Raw genomic sequence first — 15758 nt, forward strand, 5'->3', positions numbered from 1 at the left:
AGAAGCCAGCGTTATGCTGGCTTTTTTAATGCGTTTTGGATGCGTGTTGCATTCACCAATAAAAATAACCCCACACCGGATAGCGCACCAATTAAATGTGCATCTGTTGCCACAGTGGATTCAATCAAAGCAGAGACATCTGCACTAGGTCCGACAATTTGCTCCCATACCAATTTGGCGCAGACACCAAGAAGCAATAACCAGCCGTCTTTGCGTTTTCGCGCAATATCTTCAAGGGTCCCGAATAAAATAACGCCATGCAGCAAACCACTCAGACCGGTGTAAATGCCAATATCTGGGCAAAACCAATAGATGCCAAGCCCAGTTGTAAGAGCTAAGACGGCGACATATTTCAAATAGCTAATCGGGTTATAGTATTCTCCGTGTAGCAACCAGATAAAAACAATACCGAGCCCATTTAACAGCAAGTGCATGCTATTGGCGTGGGTAAATTGACCGGTCCAAATGAGCCAATAGGCACCGTTATCTATACTTTGACGGTTAAAAGTTAGGAGTTCGTTAAGCGCTGTAAACTGAATTACAACAGCGATTAGAATAAGCAGTACAGGACCTAAAAGATATTTTTTTGCAAGCGGTAAATTAAACATAGAGATACGCATTTTTTTTGCTTATTGTGCCTGTTTGGCTTTAAGATGCCAAATTATCTCGTGCCTGAAATTTAAAGAGCATATGAAACCAACATTTTCTTGTCGTGTTCACCGTTTAGGTCTTATCGCTGCGGTGGTATCCAGTTTTTTCTATCAATCTTATGTTATTGCCGATACGCCTCGAGAAGTTAGAGAACCAGAAGCCGCTACAGGCGTTAGCCAAAAACAAATGGTTACCAGTGAGCAATATATGGTGGTGGCCGCAAACCCTTATGCAAGTCGCGCTGGGCAATGGGTTTTAAGTCAAGGTGGTAGTGCGGTCGATGCCGCTATTGCTACGCAACTGGTGCTCACATTAGTTGAACCGCAATCATCTGGTATTGGCGGCGGCAGCTTTATGCTTTACTACGACAAGCAAAAGCAACAAATGTTAACGTTAGACGGCCGTGAAACTGCTCCTGCTGAAGCGGACGAAACGCTGTTTTTAAATACCCATGGTAAGCCAGTAAAATGGATTGATGCTGTGGTTGGTGGCCGTTCGGTGGGTGTCCCAGGGGTGCTTAGAGCGTTTGCCGATGCGCATAGTAAATTTGGCAAGTTGCCTTGGGCAGAGCTGTTTAAACCCGCGATCCACTTGGCTGAAGATGGTTTTGTGGTTTCACCAAGATTAAATGCATTGTTAGAGATGCGATTCAATCCTGGGGCTTTGCAACTTGAACCTGCAAAATCGTATTTTTATCCTAACGGCCAAGCTATTGCAGCAGGGACTTTAAAGAAAAACCCTGAACTCGCAGCGCTGTATAAGAAAATTGCAGAGCAGGGCGCGGATGCTTTCTATCTTGGAGAAAACGCAAAACAACTGGCTAATGCCGTGCAAAATTCGGCGATAGCGCCGGGTAAGTTATCAGAAGCCGATTTAGCCCAGTATCAACCTAAGTGGCGCGAGCCAATTTGTGTTGAATATCACCAGTATAATGTGTGTTCTATGGCGCCACCGAGTAGTGGCGGTATTGCGGTACTGCAAATTCTTAAACTACTAGAAAGCAAAAATCTTGCGCAATATCCTGCAAACTCACTGCAAGCACTGCATTATTTTACCCAAGCCTCACGCCTCGCGTTTGCTGATAGAGACTTTTATATTGCCGATCCAGATTTTGTCACAGTGCCAACCTCTGCATTATTGGCACCGGACTACTTAGCTGAGCGTGCTAAGCTCATTACAGAGCAAGACAGCAAAAATGTACCTGTCGGTAAACCGTTAGACAATCTTGAGCGGGCGCAAAACGATGCCTTTGAATTACCTTCTACCACCCATGTTTCTATCGTTGATAAGTACGGTAACGCGGTATCTATGACCAGTTCAATAGAGATGGCATTTGGTTCTGCGGTTATGGTGAACGGTTATCTATTAAACAACCAATTGACGGATTTTGCCTTAAGCCCGGAAAAAGACGGCAAACCCGTAGCAAACCGGGTTGAAGGTAACAAACGGCCGCGCAGTTCAATGTCGCCAGTAATGGTGTTTAACAAAGACGGCTCACTAAAACTCATTGTAGGCTCTCCTGGTGGCAGTCGCATTATTAACTATGTGGCGCAAACGCTGGTGGCAGTGCTTGATTGGCAACTGGACCCGCAGCAAGCGATAAACCTACCGCGAGTGACTAATCGCAATATGTATACCACCATAGAAGCTGGTAGTGCGCTTGTTGCTCTACAACCTGAGCTAGAAAAACGCGGCCATGAAGTGAAAGTCGCAGACTTAAATTCGGGCCTCCATGCGATAGCGATACATAACGGCCAACTTCAAGGTGGTGCTGATCCTCGCCGTGAGGGCGTGGCACTTGGCGAAAAATCATTTTAGTCATAGGTTTAGATCTAAGACTTATGTTACACTCGAACGCAACAATCGGGCTTATTACAATAAGCCCGATTGGTCTGACTAGCCGACTTCGCATTGCTTTTTATGTTGCTTCGGCAATACACTCTGTTTAGCAAATTCATCATCGTCAAAGCATTAAATATGACTAATAAAACTGAGCATAATTTCTTATATATTCCGTATTCAGGACCGAATTTATTGGAAACGCCGCTGCTGAATAAAGGCAGTGCGTTTACCCAACGTGAGCGTGAAGCGTTTAATTTATCTGGCTTATTGCCACCACGCTACGAAACCATTGAAGAGCAGGTTGAACGTTGCTACCAACAATACAGTAGTTTCCAAGACAATCTGAACAAACACATTTATCTGCGCGCCATTCAAGATAACAACGAAACGCTTTACTACCGTTTAGTGCGCTCGCACTTAGAAGAGATGATGCCAATCATCTATACGCCAACGGTAGGCGACGCGTGTGAGCGTTTCTCGGATATTTACCGTAGTTCTCGCGGCCTATTTATTTCCTACGAAGACCGTCACAATATCGACGATATTTTACGTAATGCGACTAAAGGCAAAGTCAAAGTTATCGTTGTAACAGATGGTGAGCGTATTCTTGGCCTTGGCGACCAGGGTATTGGTGGTATGGGTATTCCTATCGGCAAACTGTCACTTTACACTGCGTGTGGTGGTATTAGCCCAGCTTATACTTTACCGGTAATGCTTGATGTTGGTACGAATAACGAAAAATTGTTAAACGACCCTATGTACATGGGCGCGCGCCACAAGCGTATTAGCCAAGAAGAGTACGACGAGTTCCTTGATAGCTTTATTAAAGCGGTTAAGCGCCGTTGGCCAAACGTATTACTACAGTTTGAAGATTTTGCTCAGCCAAACGCAATGCCGTTATTAAAGCGCTACCGAGATGAAATTTGTTGTTTTAACGACGATATTCAAGGTACTGCGGCAGTAACAGTAGGCTCATTATTAGCGGCGTGTCGTGTTAAAGGCGCAAAACTGTCTGAGCAAAAAGTGGTGTTTGTCGGTGCGGGTTCTGCGGGCTGTGGTATCGCCGAGCAGATCATTGCGCAAATGGTGTCTGAAGGCATAAGTGACGCGCAAGCCCGTAGCCAAATCTATATGGTTGACCGTTTTGGTTTATTAACTGAAGGTATGGCTGACTTACGTGATTTCCAAGCGGCTTTGATGCAATCTAAAGCGGCGATTGCGCAGTGGTCATTTAGTGGCGAATTTGCCTCACTATTAGATGTGATGCACTGTGCAAAACCTGACATCTTAATTGGTGTTTCTGGCCAACCGGGTCTATTCACCGAACAAGTGATCCGCGCAATGGCAGCAGGTTGCGAACGTCCGGTGATTTTCCCATTATCTAACCCATCACGCCAAGTTGAAGCACATCCGCAAGATGTATTTACATGGACTGAGGGTAAAGCCATTATCGCTACTGGTAGCCCATTCGGTGAAGTCGAGTTCAATGGCGAGAAGCAACTTGTACCGCAGTGTAACAACAGTTACATCTTCCCTGGTATTGGTCTTGGGGTTATCGCGGCTAAAGCCAGCAAAGTAACCGAGAGCATGCTCATGGTGGCCAGTGAAACTTTGGCTGAGTCATCGCCACTTGCCAACACGGGCAAAGGTAGCTTATTGCCAGCATTGGTTGAAATCGAATCGCTCAGTAAACGTATTGCTTTTGCCGTAGCAAAAAAAGCGATGGAAGAAGGCGTTGCACTAGAGATGGATGACGATGCGATTTGGCACGCAATCGCGAAAAACTATTGGTTACCAGAGTACCGTCATTACAAACGCCGTAGTCTGTAATATCAAGTAAAATACATAAAGGCCAGCAAACCGCTGGCCTTTTGCTTTGTAACAATTGACAACAATTTACCTCCTGAGCAATTCATAGCGAATTCAGTTGAATGTGCTTAAATAGCGCCATACGCACCAATTAAGGAATCGCGATGAAAAAACTGTTAGCCTCCGCTTTATTATTTTGTTCTTTAACCGCAACTGCTGGTAGCTTACCTGAAGCGCCACATCTTTATGTGCAAGGCCAAGCTAAACTGCAAGTTAAACCAGACCGTGCAACAATTCGCATGGCAATCAACGACCAACAAATGCAAGTGGCAGATGCAAAACGTAATGTCGACGCCGTAATGGCCAAAGCCATAGGTATTGCCAAGAAATTCAATATTATCGAAAAAGACATTCATGCTGAGCAGCTTAATGTTTACCGCCAAAATACCTACAACCGCGAAACCAATCAGCAAGAATTTGCAGGCTTTCGCGTAACGCGTACTTTGAACCTGACGTTGTCGGATGTGGATAAATACCCAGAGCTGCTACAAGCGCTAGTAGAAGCCGGTGTAAATGAATTTTACGACACTCAATTCAGCGTTGCTGAGCACAACAACATTCTGAAAACCGTACAAAAAGCAGCGATTAAAGACGCTAAGTTAGCGGCAAAAGAGCTAGCCAAAGACTTTGATGTAAAACTTGGCAAACTTTACTCAGTATCATTCGCGCCTATGGATACCCCAGTTGTGCCATTCCTTCGTGCGCAAGCCAAAATGATGGATGCCGAATCAAGCAATGTCGGTAACGCTTACAATACCGGTTACATCACCATTGATGCACAGGTTTACGCTGTATATTTTATTGATTAAACATTTTATACTTGCCCAAACGTAAAGCGCCTAACTAGGCGCTTTTTTATTTGCGCGTGAAGTGCGTTTGAGTTTGGAGCACATGTGAAAACCTTGATTGTTGGCTTACCACGTACCGGGACTACCAGCCTGTGTATCGCAACTACCCAACTTGGTTATAAAACTGCCCATACAGCCTACACTCAACAGGCCTTGCAACAAGCCGAAGTGATTGCCGATACGCCTGTATTTCATGACTTTGCAAGACTCGCCGCACATTTTCAAGCATGCCAATTTATTTATCTCACACGCTCGTTTGACCTCTGGTTGCCATCTATTCGCAAGTTATTAAGCCGTATGCAAGCGCGCTTAATGACCCAACAAGGCGGCTTTAATGACACGATAAAACGGTGTTATCTTGAAACTTTTGGTCATTTTACCGCGCAAGATTTAGCGAGTGATGACTATTTAATTAGCTGCTACCAACGCCACCAACAGCGAGTTAGCACCTTTATGGCTAAAAATAACCTAAGGTGTTTAACGTTAGCGCTTGAAGAGGAAAGGGCTCTTGAACAACTAAAGAGCGTATTACCTGCCAAGCCCGGTTATCAATGTGATATCATGCCGCGCAGTAATATCAACGGCAAAGTCACCGCTTGGAAAGATCACACCCATCCATTGGTGATACCCTCCACCCGTGACGGAAAAGCCGACAAAGACAGCCAGTTATTAAATTTTGAATAAGCTATGTTTGAACTGAAATACCACACACCAATTGCCTGGGCACATCAGGCCATCGAAAATTTTGATTTGTTTTTACAAGATCACGCGGCTGCAGAGAAAAAAGCCTCCGGCATGGCAATGGGCATGCTTGGCCATTACCCAGACAAGATAAAGCTGGTCAAAGCCATGACTGACTTAGCCATTGAGGAAATGATCCATTTCAAACAAGTGCTGAAGCTATTGACCGAACGTGGGCAAACGTTAGGCCGCGATGAAAAAGACGATTATGTTAAATTAGTCAGAACTTTTATGCGCCAAGGTAAAGAGCAGTATTTATTAGACAGATTAATCGTCGCTGCGGTGATAGAAGCGCGTGGCCATGAGCGCTTTTCTTTAATTGCAGAGGCACTTCCAGCAGGCAAGGAAAAGGACTTTTACGTTGCTATCGCAAAGTCTGAAGAAAAGCATAAAAATCTATTTATCGAGTTAGCCTATGAATACCATGACAAACAAATGGTAGATGAGCGACTTGAGGCGTTTTTACTATTTGAAGCAGAAGTGTGCCAAAATTTGCCATGGCGTGCGGCATTACACTAATTCAAAATTACTAAGGATAAGTAATGTTTATTGTAAATTTAACCTATCAATGTGAACTAAGCGAAATTGACCAACACTTAGCCGCCCACATTCAATATTTAGAAAAATGCTACCAGCTAGGATATTTTCTGATGTCAGGGCCTAAAGGACCACGCAACGGAGGGGTTATTGTTGCAACCGCACCGACTAAAGCGCAGTTGATGGACATTCTCAGTGAAGATCCGTTTTATCAACATAGACTCGCGCGGTATGACATCATCGAGTTTGTTGCAACCAAAACGGCGCCAGCTCTAGCCCAATATCAGCAGTGCTAAACCACCGAACTGCACTGTTAAACGCAAAAAAGGATGAGGTTAAGAACTCATCCTTTTTTGTTGATTCAATCATACTGGCTGTCAGCGTTTTAGTGTTAAAGGATGGTGTTTTTTGATTTTTCTCCATCTTTTATACACATTTTTATTTTTCTGATTTCCTTCATTCATAGCTATTTTCTCTTATGACATCAATATATTACGAAATTTTTCACCCTGAAGTGTCGCAGCGCCTTAGATTAGATTGATAAAAATAAGATGAAAGGCTGATTTAGATCCACTAAAATAAGCCGTATGTTTGATAAAGCTTGCAGCGAACTAGGAAAAAAGGTGAGTAGAAATTTAATCGCTTTGTGTATTGTTTCCCTATTAAGTGGGTGTCAATTATCCGAAGGTGAACTTGCTGAGGTAAGGGTCAAATCTATTCGTAACGGTTTACTGACCTTTGGCTTAGTGCCGAATCCGTCCAGTGAGGAATCAAAACAAGAGTTTTACTGCAACTATAATGGTAAAACTGACTTCGGCTTTGTCAATCGCCAGCACGGCATTCGCTATCACGCAGCAATTAGAAAAGATGCAGATGGCGGGTTAAAAAGTTGCAAACTCACCGAGCAAGCTGACCAAGCGCTAACGGTAGCGCTAAAGCAGTATCAAAAAGACATTTTTTCGTTCGGGCCGCTGTAACATAAAACCTTTCTCATCCCTTAAAACAACATAACTGTTAATCAGAGCTGTAGGTTAGGGCGTTTCGCACTTTGTCCTCGGCGCAATTTATGGCACGATAACAACACCTACAATTTCATTGCCATAGCTCATGAATTTGCAATTTTCAGACTTTAACGCCAATCAAATCTATCATTTAATGACCCAAACTATCATCCCGCGGCCAATCGCATGGGTGCTAACCGACTCAGATAATGAAAACTACAATTTAGCGCCGTTTTCTTATTTTTGCGCCGTTTCTAGCGCGCCGCCATTACTGATGTTTTCAGTCGGGAAAAAGCCCAATGGTGACAGCAAAGATACGGTTAGCAATATCATCAAACAAAAGTACTGCGTGATCCACATTGCCTCAGCGCAAGATGCTAATCTAGTCACCCAAACTGCGGCAACCCTCGCGCATGGCGAGTCTGAAGTAACCGCGAATAACATTGCACTTACTGATTTTGCTGGGTTTCCATTACCGCGTGTGCAACATTGCACCATTGCCTATGGCTGCGAACTTTTTGAAATCAAAGAGCTCGGTGAAGTACCGCAGACATTGGTGTTTGTAAAAGTCACGCAGCTCTATGTGGATGATAAAGTCATAGAAGCCGATGCAAAAGGGCGCCTAAAAATCCATGCCGACCTAGTAAACCCATTAGCACGTTTAGGCGCGGGTGAATACTCCGCCATTACTAAACCTTTTACCTTGATTCGGCCAGAGTAAATCGGTTTAGGCAGCAAGCGATAAGTCTGTGCCCAAATCCATACTTATTGCTTGCTATCTCTTTGTTCGTAATATACAAATGGCCTTTTGTTGGTGTATTAGGGACTTTTAAGTGTGCTTATGAAGTTATTTGCCGCTTTAACACTCACCACGTTACTTGCAGGATGCAGTACAAACCCGCAAGCCAAACAAAGTAATTATTACTGCCATCCAAACCAAGTTTTGGCCATTGTTTGTCTGGGCGCAGCAGTGGTAGAGGCCTTGACTTATACCTCTGATAAACGTTGTGACGAAATGATGGGTGAAAGAAGAAAGCAGTGCGAAGCTCAAGTTGAGTCTATTACCAAACATATTAACGACAGTAAAAAAGGCCAATAAATAAGGAGCTTAGTTAATGAATACACCCAGAGGCATACGGAATAATAATCCACTCAACATTAAAACTGGCGAAAACTGGTTAGGTTTAGCAGGCTCAGACGGACCTTTTGTGGTTTTTGCGACATCAGGGCACGGCATCAGAGCCGCTGGAAGAATATTGCGCACTTATTCAGAGCGCCATAAACGCCGCACAATTCGCAGTATTATCGAGCGTTGGGCGCCACCATCGGAAAACAACACCAATGCCTACATTCAGTTTGTTGCCCACAAAACCGGTCTTGATGCGGATAGACAGCTCACCTTAGACGATTATCCAAAGCTTTTAGATGCCATGATACAGATGGAAAATGGTCAGCAACCGTATAGCCTTAACGAAATAAAACAAGGGTTTGAATGGGGTTTTAATCGGTGATTGCTTTTAATGCCTGTTACTGCGAAGCATGCACTTTACTTTACTTAAAAAAACATTAAATTCAGACCAATGGTTTTTTGTTTGGACAGCAGACCTTGAGGATTATCAGATGACATTGTGCATAATTTGCAAAGGTGAAAATCCAGTATCAAAGGAAAATCCCATAACAGATGAACACATTGTTCCTGAATTTATTGGTGGTTCATTAATTGTAAAGAATGTTTGTAAAGTTTGTAATAGCAGGATGGGAGAAGGCTTTGAAGGAAAATTATCAAACTATGACTTCTACAAATTTCTTCGTATTCGTCATAACATTATAGGTAAACAAACTAATTTGCCGTTTCTATTGGCTGGATCCTATGAAGATGACGATATTGGGAAGTTTCAGGTCCTTCCCAATTCAGACCTATTTGTCACTCCTAGCTTTATCATCCATGCAGATGAAAATCGTGTTGATATATCAATGTCAATTGATAGATCCGAATTAAGTAAAGCCGAAGATTATTTAGAAAAAAAATTATGCCGGCACTTTAAAGCCCAAGGAAAAAACGTAAGTAAAAGCAACTTGTCTAAGCGTGTAAGAGAGTTAATTAAACATGCAAGAATAGAAGAACAGACAAAGGAAAAGTTACAGATTGCAAGGGCAATTGACTTAGATTTCTATGACTATCAAGTGATGCTTTACACAAAAATTGTTTACGAGCTTGCGATATTTCATTTTGGGGAGGGCTATATAAATGATCCCATCGCAAACAAACTTCGTTTAGTATTGAAAAATCAACAGCTTGACGCATCATTGCATGGGGAGTTTCCGTTGCGAAAACAATCTCTTGATGAATTTTTCGATAATGAACATCATTGGGTTATGTTCTTTAATCACCTTTGTTTTATCAAGTTATTTGGATTTCCTGCAGTAATAGAGTTTTCTGAAAGGGGGTCAATGTTTAGTCAAGAGGAGAAAATCGTCTATAAATTTTGCTACAAAACACTTTCTTTCATGAAATTACCTTATCTAGAACAGATGCGGCGTTGAAGGAACAAACCTACAATATGCGTTTATTTATGTCATTTAACATAATATAAATTATAGGTTATTATGTACCTCAGCATAAGCGCCTCCTTGCAATGTCCAATACTAGACGGTATCGGACATTTCTAGTTTTTACCTATCAACTTTTAGTTGAGCTATGAATTGGCTTGGCTTAGTATGTGGTGAGTTTAATAAGAAGTAACATCATATGGAATTTGTAAAACCTCTCGAACCTATCTTAATCATCGACGACGCTCCAGAGATCCGCGATTTCCTGAGCGACATTCTGACCAACTTAGGCTACGAGCAAATCTACGAGTCTCAGGATTTTAATTCGGCTAAGCCGCTAATCGCGGACAAACAACCCAATGTGATCTTTCTGGATATTGAATTGCCAGATACCGACGGCACGCAAATCCTTGAATTTATTAATGACAACTATCCTCACATTCATGTGGTGATGTGCTCTGGTCATAATAGTCTGGAAAATGTGCAAAACACTTGGGAACTTGGTGCTAAAGGTTTTATTGCTAAGCCTTTCAATGCTAAGAAAGTCGATACCGTTATGAAGCGATTAGAACTAATTTGATGGCATTGAGTCAAATTAGTCCGCAGTTTAAGCCAGTTTTGAATGCGCTGGATAATGTTATCCTAAGCAAAAATAATGAGCTGAAACTTGCCCTTGTATGTTTGCTCTGTCGCGGTCATTTACTGATTGAAGACTTACCGGGCATGGGTAAAACTACTTTAGCGCATGCTTTGGCTGATGTGTTTGCTGCGCGTTATCAACGCGTTCAGTTTACCAGCGACCTATTGCCATTGGATATTACCGGTGGCGCTATCTTTAATGTTAAAAGCCAAACTTTTGATTTCCACCCTGGGCCAATTTTCACTCAAGTGTTATTAGCGGATGAAATTAATCGCGCGAGTCCAAAAACCCAAAGTGCGTTGTTAGAAGCCATGGAAGAACGTCAAGTTACCATTGACCGTCAAACTCATACACTTGATGCTACGTTCTTTGTAATTGCAACACAAAACCCGCAAGATCAAGCCGGCACCCATGCGTTACCTGAGTCGCAACTCGACCGCTTCTTTATGCGTTTGAGTTTAGGTTTTCCAAGCCCTCAAGCTGAGCGAGAGCTTATTTTAAATCAACATACAGGTCGTAAGCGTTTAACTGCAGTAGCTGATGTGGCAACGCTGCAAAGTTGGCAAGCGGAAATCACACAAATCCCTTTAAACGATGTGGTTGTCGATTATATTCTCGCTTTAGTTAAACGCACCCGTTTAACCTCTGGTGCGGCCTTGTCGCCCCGGGCAAGCATTGCGCTTGGCCTTGCTGTGCGAGCTTGGGCGTTCTTAGCTGGGCGTAATTATGTCTTACCTGACGATGTACAATTTGTCGCCCCTTATATTTGCGCTCATCGCATCAATATGACGTTGGATGAGTTCCAACTACAAGTAATTAAGCAAGTGCCTGTCCCGGTTTAACGGAGTAAACCGGGATGCTGAATGTGCAGAAGCGTTTTAAACTTTGGATTAAAAAGCGGCATTTAAGCGCTACGTTCACCCTCGCCCATCATAATATCTACGTATTGCCGTCCAAGCTTGGCTGGTTGTTTGCGTTCTTTATCGTTTTGTTGTTTGTATTGGGTGTAAACTATCAGAACAACTTACTACTATTAAGCAGTTATTTGTTCGCGGTCATTTTAGTGGTTGCGCTGCTGATTGGCTTTAGCAATCTCAATGGTTTGAAATTGCAAGTCACAAAAAAAACCGCAAGTTTTGCCCCTCATGCGCCAAGTTTTGATATTCGCTTAATTACTACCAAACCTAAGTATTTGCTGACCATAGAAAGTGATCACCAAGGTTATGACGTACCAGAGGTGGCAAGCAGTGAAGACTGTACTGTATCGCTTGCCTTGAATACGCGAGGATTGTATGCGCTGCCTTTATTACGTTTACAATCGGATTACCCGTTTGGTCTTGTGAAAATTTGGAGTTATTGGTGCCCTGCCCATTCGGTCCATATTTACCCAGAAGTGGCTGAACACCTCCACTTTAAACAGCAAGTCGATAACACTATGCCATTGGCAGAGCAAGAGTTTGGGGGGCTTAATCAATATCAACCAGGTGATGCACCACAGCGCATTGCTTGGAAGCATTTTGCCAAATCTGGAGTACTGCAAACAAAAATATTTGCAGAGCGTAAAGGGCCTGATGCACAACTGATTTTTGACTTTAATAGTTTGGAAGGCTCAACTGAATATCGTTTAAGTGTGCTTACCCGCCTGATTGTTGATGCTTATCGAAATGGCGAGCACTTCACGTTAAAGCTACCTTGCAAAAATGAACTTAGCGGTAAGGATGCTGACCATTATCAAGCTTGCTTGGAGTCGTTAAGTGTATTTTAAGCAATCCGCTCCTGCTCAAGTTACCTTTGCACTGATGTATGTGGCACAGCTGGGTTTACTTTATAATGAGCTCAATCCTGTCACGCTGGCGTTAAATGCGGTAATTATTTGCGCGGGTATGTTGTTTAAAGCCAAAGCGGCTAATGAGTTTTCTAACTTCAGCTTAAACACCATGGCTTTGGCTGGCAGCGCAACTATTTTATTTAGCTTTGGTTTATCGCAAAACCTGAATCTGTTTGTTGCCCTACTCATCTTGGCTTGTGTACTTAAGCTTATGCAAGCGCGTAGTCGCGTGATGCTGCAACAATTGGCCGTGCTAAATTGTTTTAGTCTTTGTTTGGTTTTTTTGTTTAAACAGGATTTACTCACCACGTTAGCTGTGCTGCTGCTGTGTTTTTTAAACTTTGCGGTGTTAGCTTGGTTGCAAAAACCAACCGCAGCAATCTCCAAAGTGAGTATGCAAGTTATTCCTAAACTGCTCTTTGCCTTGCCACTGGCAGCGCTGATGTTGTTATTGCTGCCGCGCTTACCCTCATTTTGGCAACTGCCCAATGCCAAGCTGGCACAAACAGGCCTAGCCGAAAACGTCGACCCTTTTCAAATTAGCCAACTGGCTAATTCCGATAAACTGGCGTTTCGTGTTGAGTGGCAAGATAAGCCAAAACTTGAGCCGCTGTATTGGCGCGCCATAGTGCACGACCGTTTTGACGGAAATGCGTGGTTAAAGTCCCGCTGGATGGACACCCCGCAGTTTTATCCCAGTAGCAATGGTGCCAAATATACCGTGATTGCAGAGCCAAGCAATTTACCTTGGTTATTTGCTGCTGATTGGGCGAAAAGCCCAAGCCGCTCGATTAGCAGCAATAGTTTTGGCACTCTATTCAATGACTCCTTTACGCCAGCAACGCAAACCTACCAAGTTGAAGAAGTCGCACAATTGCCACGCAGTTATTTAAACTGGCAATTAGCAGGATTACTCGCTCTACCGGCAGAAGGTAATCCACAAAGTCGAGCGCTAGCCAAAACACTCTTGCGCCTCACGGAATCCGAACAGCCAGATATCGCTGCGACACTCACAAATTTGAGGCGATACTTTCAAGATCAAGGATTTAGCTACACCCTATCACCCCCAACTATGGCGGCAGAGGACAATATAGACCAGTTTTTACTGAACCATAAACGCGGCTTTTGTGGCCATTACGCCTCAGCGAGCGCCTTTTTGCTGCGTGTAATGGGTATCCCGAGCCGCGTAGTTTCGGGCTATCTTGGCGGTGAATTTATCGCCGCTAAAAATTATACTGCGGTATATCAATATGATGCACACGCTTGGGTGGAGTATTTTGATGGTCAATATTGGCAAGCGTTTGATCCAACAGCTTGGATAGCGCCCGAGCGTTTAAGTGGTTCATTGTCACAAACTCGTTCATTACGTGAGGAGTTTGTTGCCAATTTAGGATTGAGTTTAGCGGGGTTAAGTGACTATCAGGCGCTTGCGTGGTTACGCGCCAAACTCGAGGAAATTGATTATAGATGGACTCGTTGGGTAATTAATTTTGATGGCGAGCAACAGCACGGCCTACTGGAAAACTTATTTGGAAATAACTGGCAAACCAAAGCGGGGTTAGTTGGCATTGCATTGATGTTAGTGTTGTCTGCACTATTTTTATGGTATTTGCAAAAACGTCAAGACCTAACTTTGCCTTTACCGGTTCGGCTTTGTCAGCAGTTGTTGGCTTTCAATTCAAGCTCTGTGGCCACCACACCAATTCAAGGGCTGACTGATCTAAGCGTGCAATATCCGGAGTTAAAACCTCAGATAGAGCAATTTAAGCTTGCATACACTTTATATAGATATAACAATCAGGCTTTCTCAGAAACTCAAACTCGCAACTTAAAGCAGTTAATTAAGTTAATAAAAACAAAAGAAAAGAGTAAAAAATGAACTCAGTGATTATTGGTGTTGTACTCATGCTTGGGCTCTCTTTGGCCCGCGTCAACGTAATTGTTGCCATGACGGTCAGTGCGCTGGTTGCAGGCCTTACAGCAGGTTTACCCTTATCAGAAACATTGACCGCATTTAACAGCGGCTTATCCGGCGGGGCTGAAATTGCGCTTAGTTACGCAATGTTAGGTGGCTTTGCGGTAGCGATTTCGAAATCTGGACTCACGCGCATCTTAGCCAATCGTTTATTGCAGCGTGTGAATAACAGCGATGAGAGCCACACACATATGCTTTCCATGCTGATCATGACGATTATTCTTGGTTGTGCCATTGCCTCACAAAACTTAGTGCCAGTCCATATCGCGTTTATTCCTATCTTAATTCCACCGCTGCTGAGCATTTTCTCTAAGTTAGCTATCGATCGCCGCGCCATTGCTTGTATTCTCACCTTTGGTCTTGCTACCTCCTATATGGTGCTGCCTTATGGGTTTGGTGGTATTTATTTGTTCTCTATTTTACATAAGAACCTGACAGAAAATGGTCTTGAGGTTGCACAAAACCTCGTGCCTTACGCTATGGTTATCCCTGCTTTAGGCATGTTGGTGGGGTTAGTGATAGCGGTTTTTATCAGCTATCGTAAGCCCCGCCAATATCAGGAAAATGCCGCGGTAAATAGCAGTCAACATAAGCCTATCGAAAACGAGCGCAAAACTGTGATCATCGGTACAATTGCCATTGTTGCTTCACTGATTGCGCAAAATGTCAGTAATTCTATGATTTTAGGCGGTTTGGTTGGTGTAATGGTGTTTAGCTTATTTGGCCTTGTAAAATGGGAAGAAAGCTCGGACGTATTTACCAAAGGCGTGGCTATGATGGCCATGATAGGCTTTATTATGATTTCAGCCCAAGGTTTTGCTTCGGTAATGAAAGCCACTGGCGAAGTTAGTAGTCTTGTTGCAACTTGTGCGCAATGGGTTGGCGCCAATAAACCACTTGCTGCAGCCATGATCTTATTAGTTGGCTTACTTATCACTATGGGGATTGGTAGCTCTTTCTCTACAGTTCCAATTATTGCCACCCTATTTGTACCGCTTTGTATGGAGATTGGCTTTTCCGCCATGGCGACCATCGCATTAGTTGGGACAGCTGGTGCGCTGGGTGATGCTGGAAGCCCAGCTTCGGACTCGACTTTAGGCCCCACGTCTGGACTCAATGCAGACGGCCAACATGACCATATCCGAGATTCAGTGATCCCGACTTTCATTCATTTTAATTTGCCACTGCTAGCTTTTGGTTGGATAGCTGCACTTACCCTTTGATGCGTTAGCCCTTTAATGTTTTATCTGACCTCTATGTAGACTCTACATAGAGG

General features: G+C 43.4%; 17 protein-coding genes. 16 read left to right on the forward strand and 1 reads right to left on the reverse strand.

Annotation, left to right across the window (positions count from 1 at the left end; genetic code table 11):
* Positions 1–11 precede the first annotated feature (11 nt).
* On the reverse strand, positions 12–620 hold the full coding sequence (rrtA, locus tag ACFOEE_RS02235; RefSeq protein ID WP_377120482.1) for a rhombosortase: 609 nt from the start codon (positions 618–620) through the stop codon (positions 12–14).
* Positions 621–690: 70 nt separating this feature from the next.
* Here rrtA and ggt point away from each other — a divergent pair, with 70 nt between their 5' ends.
* The 16 genes from ggt to ACFOEE_RS02315 all read left to right on the forward strand — a co-directional run bounded on the left by ggt (position 691) and on the right by ACFOEE_RS02315 (position 15705).
* Entirely contained in the window at positions 691–2469 is a 1779-nt protein-coding gene (gene ggt / locus ACFOEE_RS02240) for a gamma-glutamyltransferase (protein ID WP_377120484.1), read from the forward strand.
* Positions 2470–2628: 159 nt separating this feature from the next.
* Positions 2629–4323 (forward strand): NAD-dependent malic enzyme, encoded by a 1695-nt coding sequence (locus ACFOEE_RS02245; RefSeq protein WP_377120486.1) that lies wholly within the window; start codon positions 2629–2631, stop codon positions 4321–4323.
* Positions 4324–4466: 143 nt separating this feature from the next.
* Entirely contained in the window at positions 4467–5171 is a 705-nt protein-coding gene (locus ACFOEE_RS02250; RefSeq protein WP_377120488.1) for an SIMPL domain-containing protein, read from the forward strand.
* 84 nt (positions 5172–5255) lie between these two features.
* Positions 5256–5894: a sulfotransferase gene (locus tag ACFOEE_RS02255; RefSeq protein ID WP_377120490.1), complete on the forward strand. Its 639-nt coding sequence runs from the start codon at positions 5256–5258 to the stop codon at positions 5892–5894.
* A gap of 3 nt (positions 5895–5897) precedes the next feature.
* On the forward strand, positions 5898–6470 hold the full coding sequence (miaE, locus tag ACFOEE_RS02260) for a tRNA-(ms[2]io[6]A)-hydroxylase (RefSeq protein WP_377120492.1): 573 nt from the start codon (positions 5898–5900) through the stop codon (positions 6468–6470).
* Positions 6471–6493: 23 nt separating this feature from the next.
* Positions 6494–6784 carry a YciI family protein gene (locus tag ACFOEE_RS02265; protein WP_377120494.1) on the forward strand — a complete coding sequence of 97 codons (291 nt, stop codon included), beginning with the start codon at positions 6494–6496 and terminating at the stop codon, positions 6782–6784.
* Positions 6785–7111: 327 nt separating this feature from the next.
* A complete protein-coding gene (locus ACFOEE_RS02270; protein ID WP_377120496.1) occupies positions 7112–7465 on the forward strand; it encodes a hypothetical protein in 354 nt (117 codons plus the stop codon).
* A 130-nt stretch (positions 7466–7595) separates the two neighbouring features.
* Entirely contained in the window at positions 7596–8210 is a 615-nt protein-coding gene (locus tag ACFOEE_RS02275) for a flavin reductase family protein (protein ID WP_377120498.1), read from the forward strand.
* 120 nt (positions 8211–8330) lie between these two features.
* On the forward strand, positions 8331–8588 hold the full coding sequence (locus ACFOEE_RS02280) for a hypothetical protein (protein WP_377120500.1): 258 nt from the start codon (positions 8331–8333) through the stop codon (positions 8586–8588).
* 16 nt (positions 8589–8604) lie between these two features.
* A complete protein-coding gene (locus ACFOEE_RS02285) occupies positions 8605–9000 on the forward strand; it encodes a virion protein (protein ID WP_377120502.1) in 396 nt (131 codons plus the stop codon).
* Positions 9001–9028: 28 nt separating this feature from the next.
* A complete protein-coding gene (locus ACFOEE_RS02290; RefSeq protein WP_377120504.1) occupies positions 9029–10033 on the forward strand; it encodes an HNH endonuclease in 1005 nt (334 codons plus the stop codon).
* A gap of 205 nt (positions 10034–10238) precedes the next feature.
* The gene (locus ACFOEE_RS02295; protein ID WP_377120506.1) at positions 10239–10619 is read left to right on the forward strand and encodes a response regulator; all 381 of its coding nucleotides are present in this window, start codon (positions 10239–10241) and stop codon (positions 10617–10619) included.
* Positions 10620–10633: 14 nt separating this feature from the next.
* Positions 10634–11521: an AAA family ATPase gene (locus ACFOEE_RS02300; protein WP_377120685.1), complete on the forward strand. Its 888-nt coding sequence runs from the start codon at positions 10634–10636 to the stop codon at positions 11519–11521.
* Between the two features lie 14 nt (positions 11522–11535).
* Positions 11536–12444, forward strand: coding sequence for a DUF58 domain-containing protein (locus ACFOEE_RS02305; RefSeq protein ID WP_377120508.1), 909 nt, complete (start codon positions 11536–11538; stop codon positions 12442–12444).
* Positions 12434–14386, forward strand: coding sequence for a transglutaminase family protein (locus ACFOEE_RS02310; protein WP_377120510.1), 1953 nt, complete (start codon positions 12434–12436; stop codon positions 14384–14386). The genes ACFOEE_RS02305 and ACFOEE_RS02310 overlap by 11 nt, the downstream gene beginning before the upstream one ends.
* Positions 14383–15705 (forward strand): Na+/H+ antiporter family protein, encoded by a 1323-nt coding sequence (locus ACFOEE_RS02315; protein WP_377120512.1) that lies wholly within the window; start codon positions 14383–14385, stop codon positions 15703–15705. Before ACFOEE_RS02310 ends, ACFOEE_RS02315 begins: the two co-directional genes overlap by 4 nt.
* Positions 15706–15758 lie beyond the last annotated feature (53 nt).

It is taken from the genome of Pseudoalteromonas fenneropenaei (assembly GCF_042643375.1).
Lineage (GTDB): Bacteria > Pseudomonadota > Gammaproteobacteria > Enterobacterales > Alteromonadaceae > Pseudoalteromonas > Pseudoalteromonas fenneropenaei.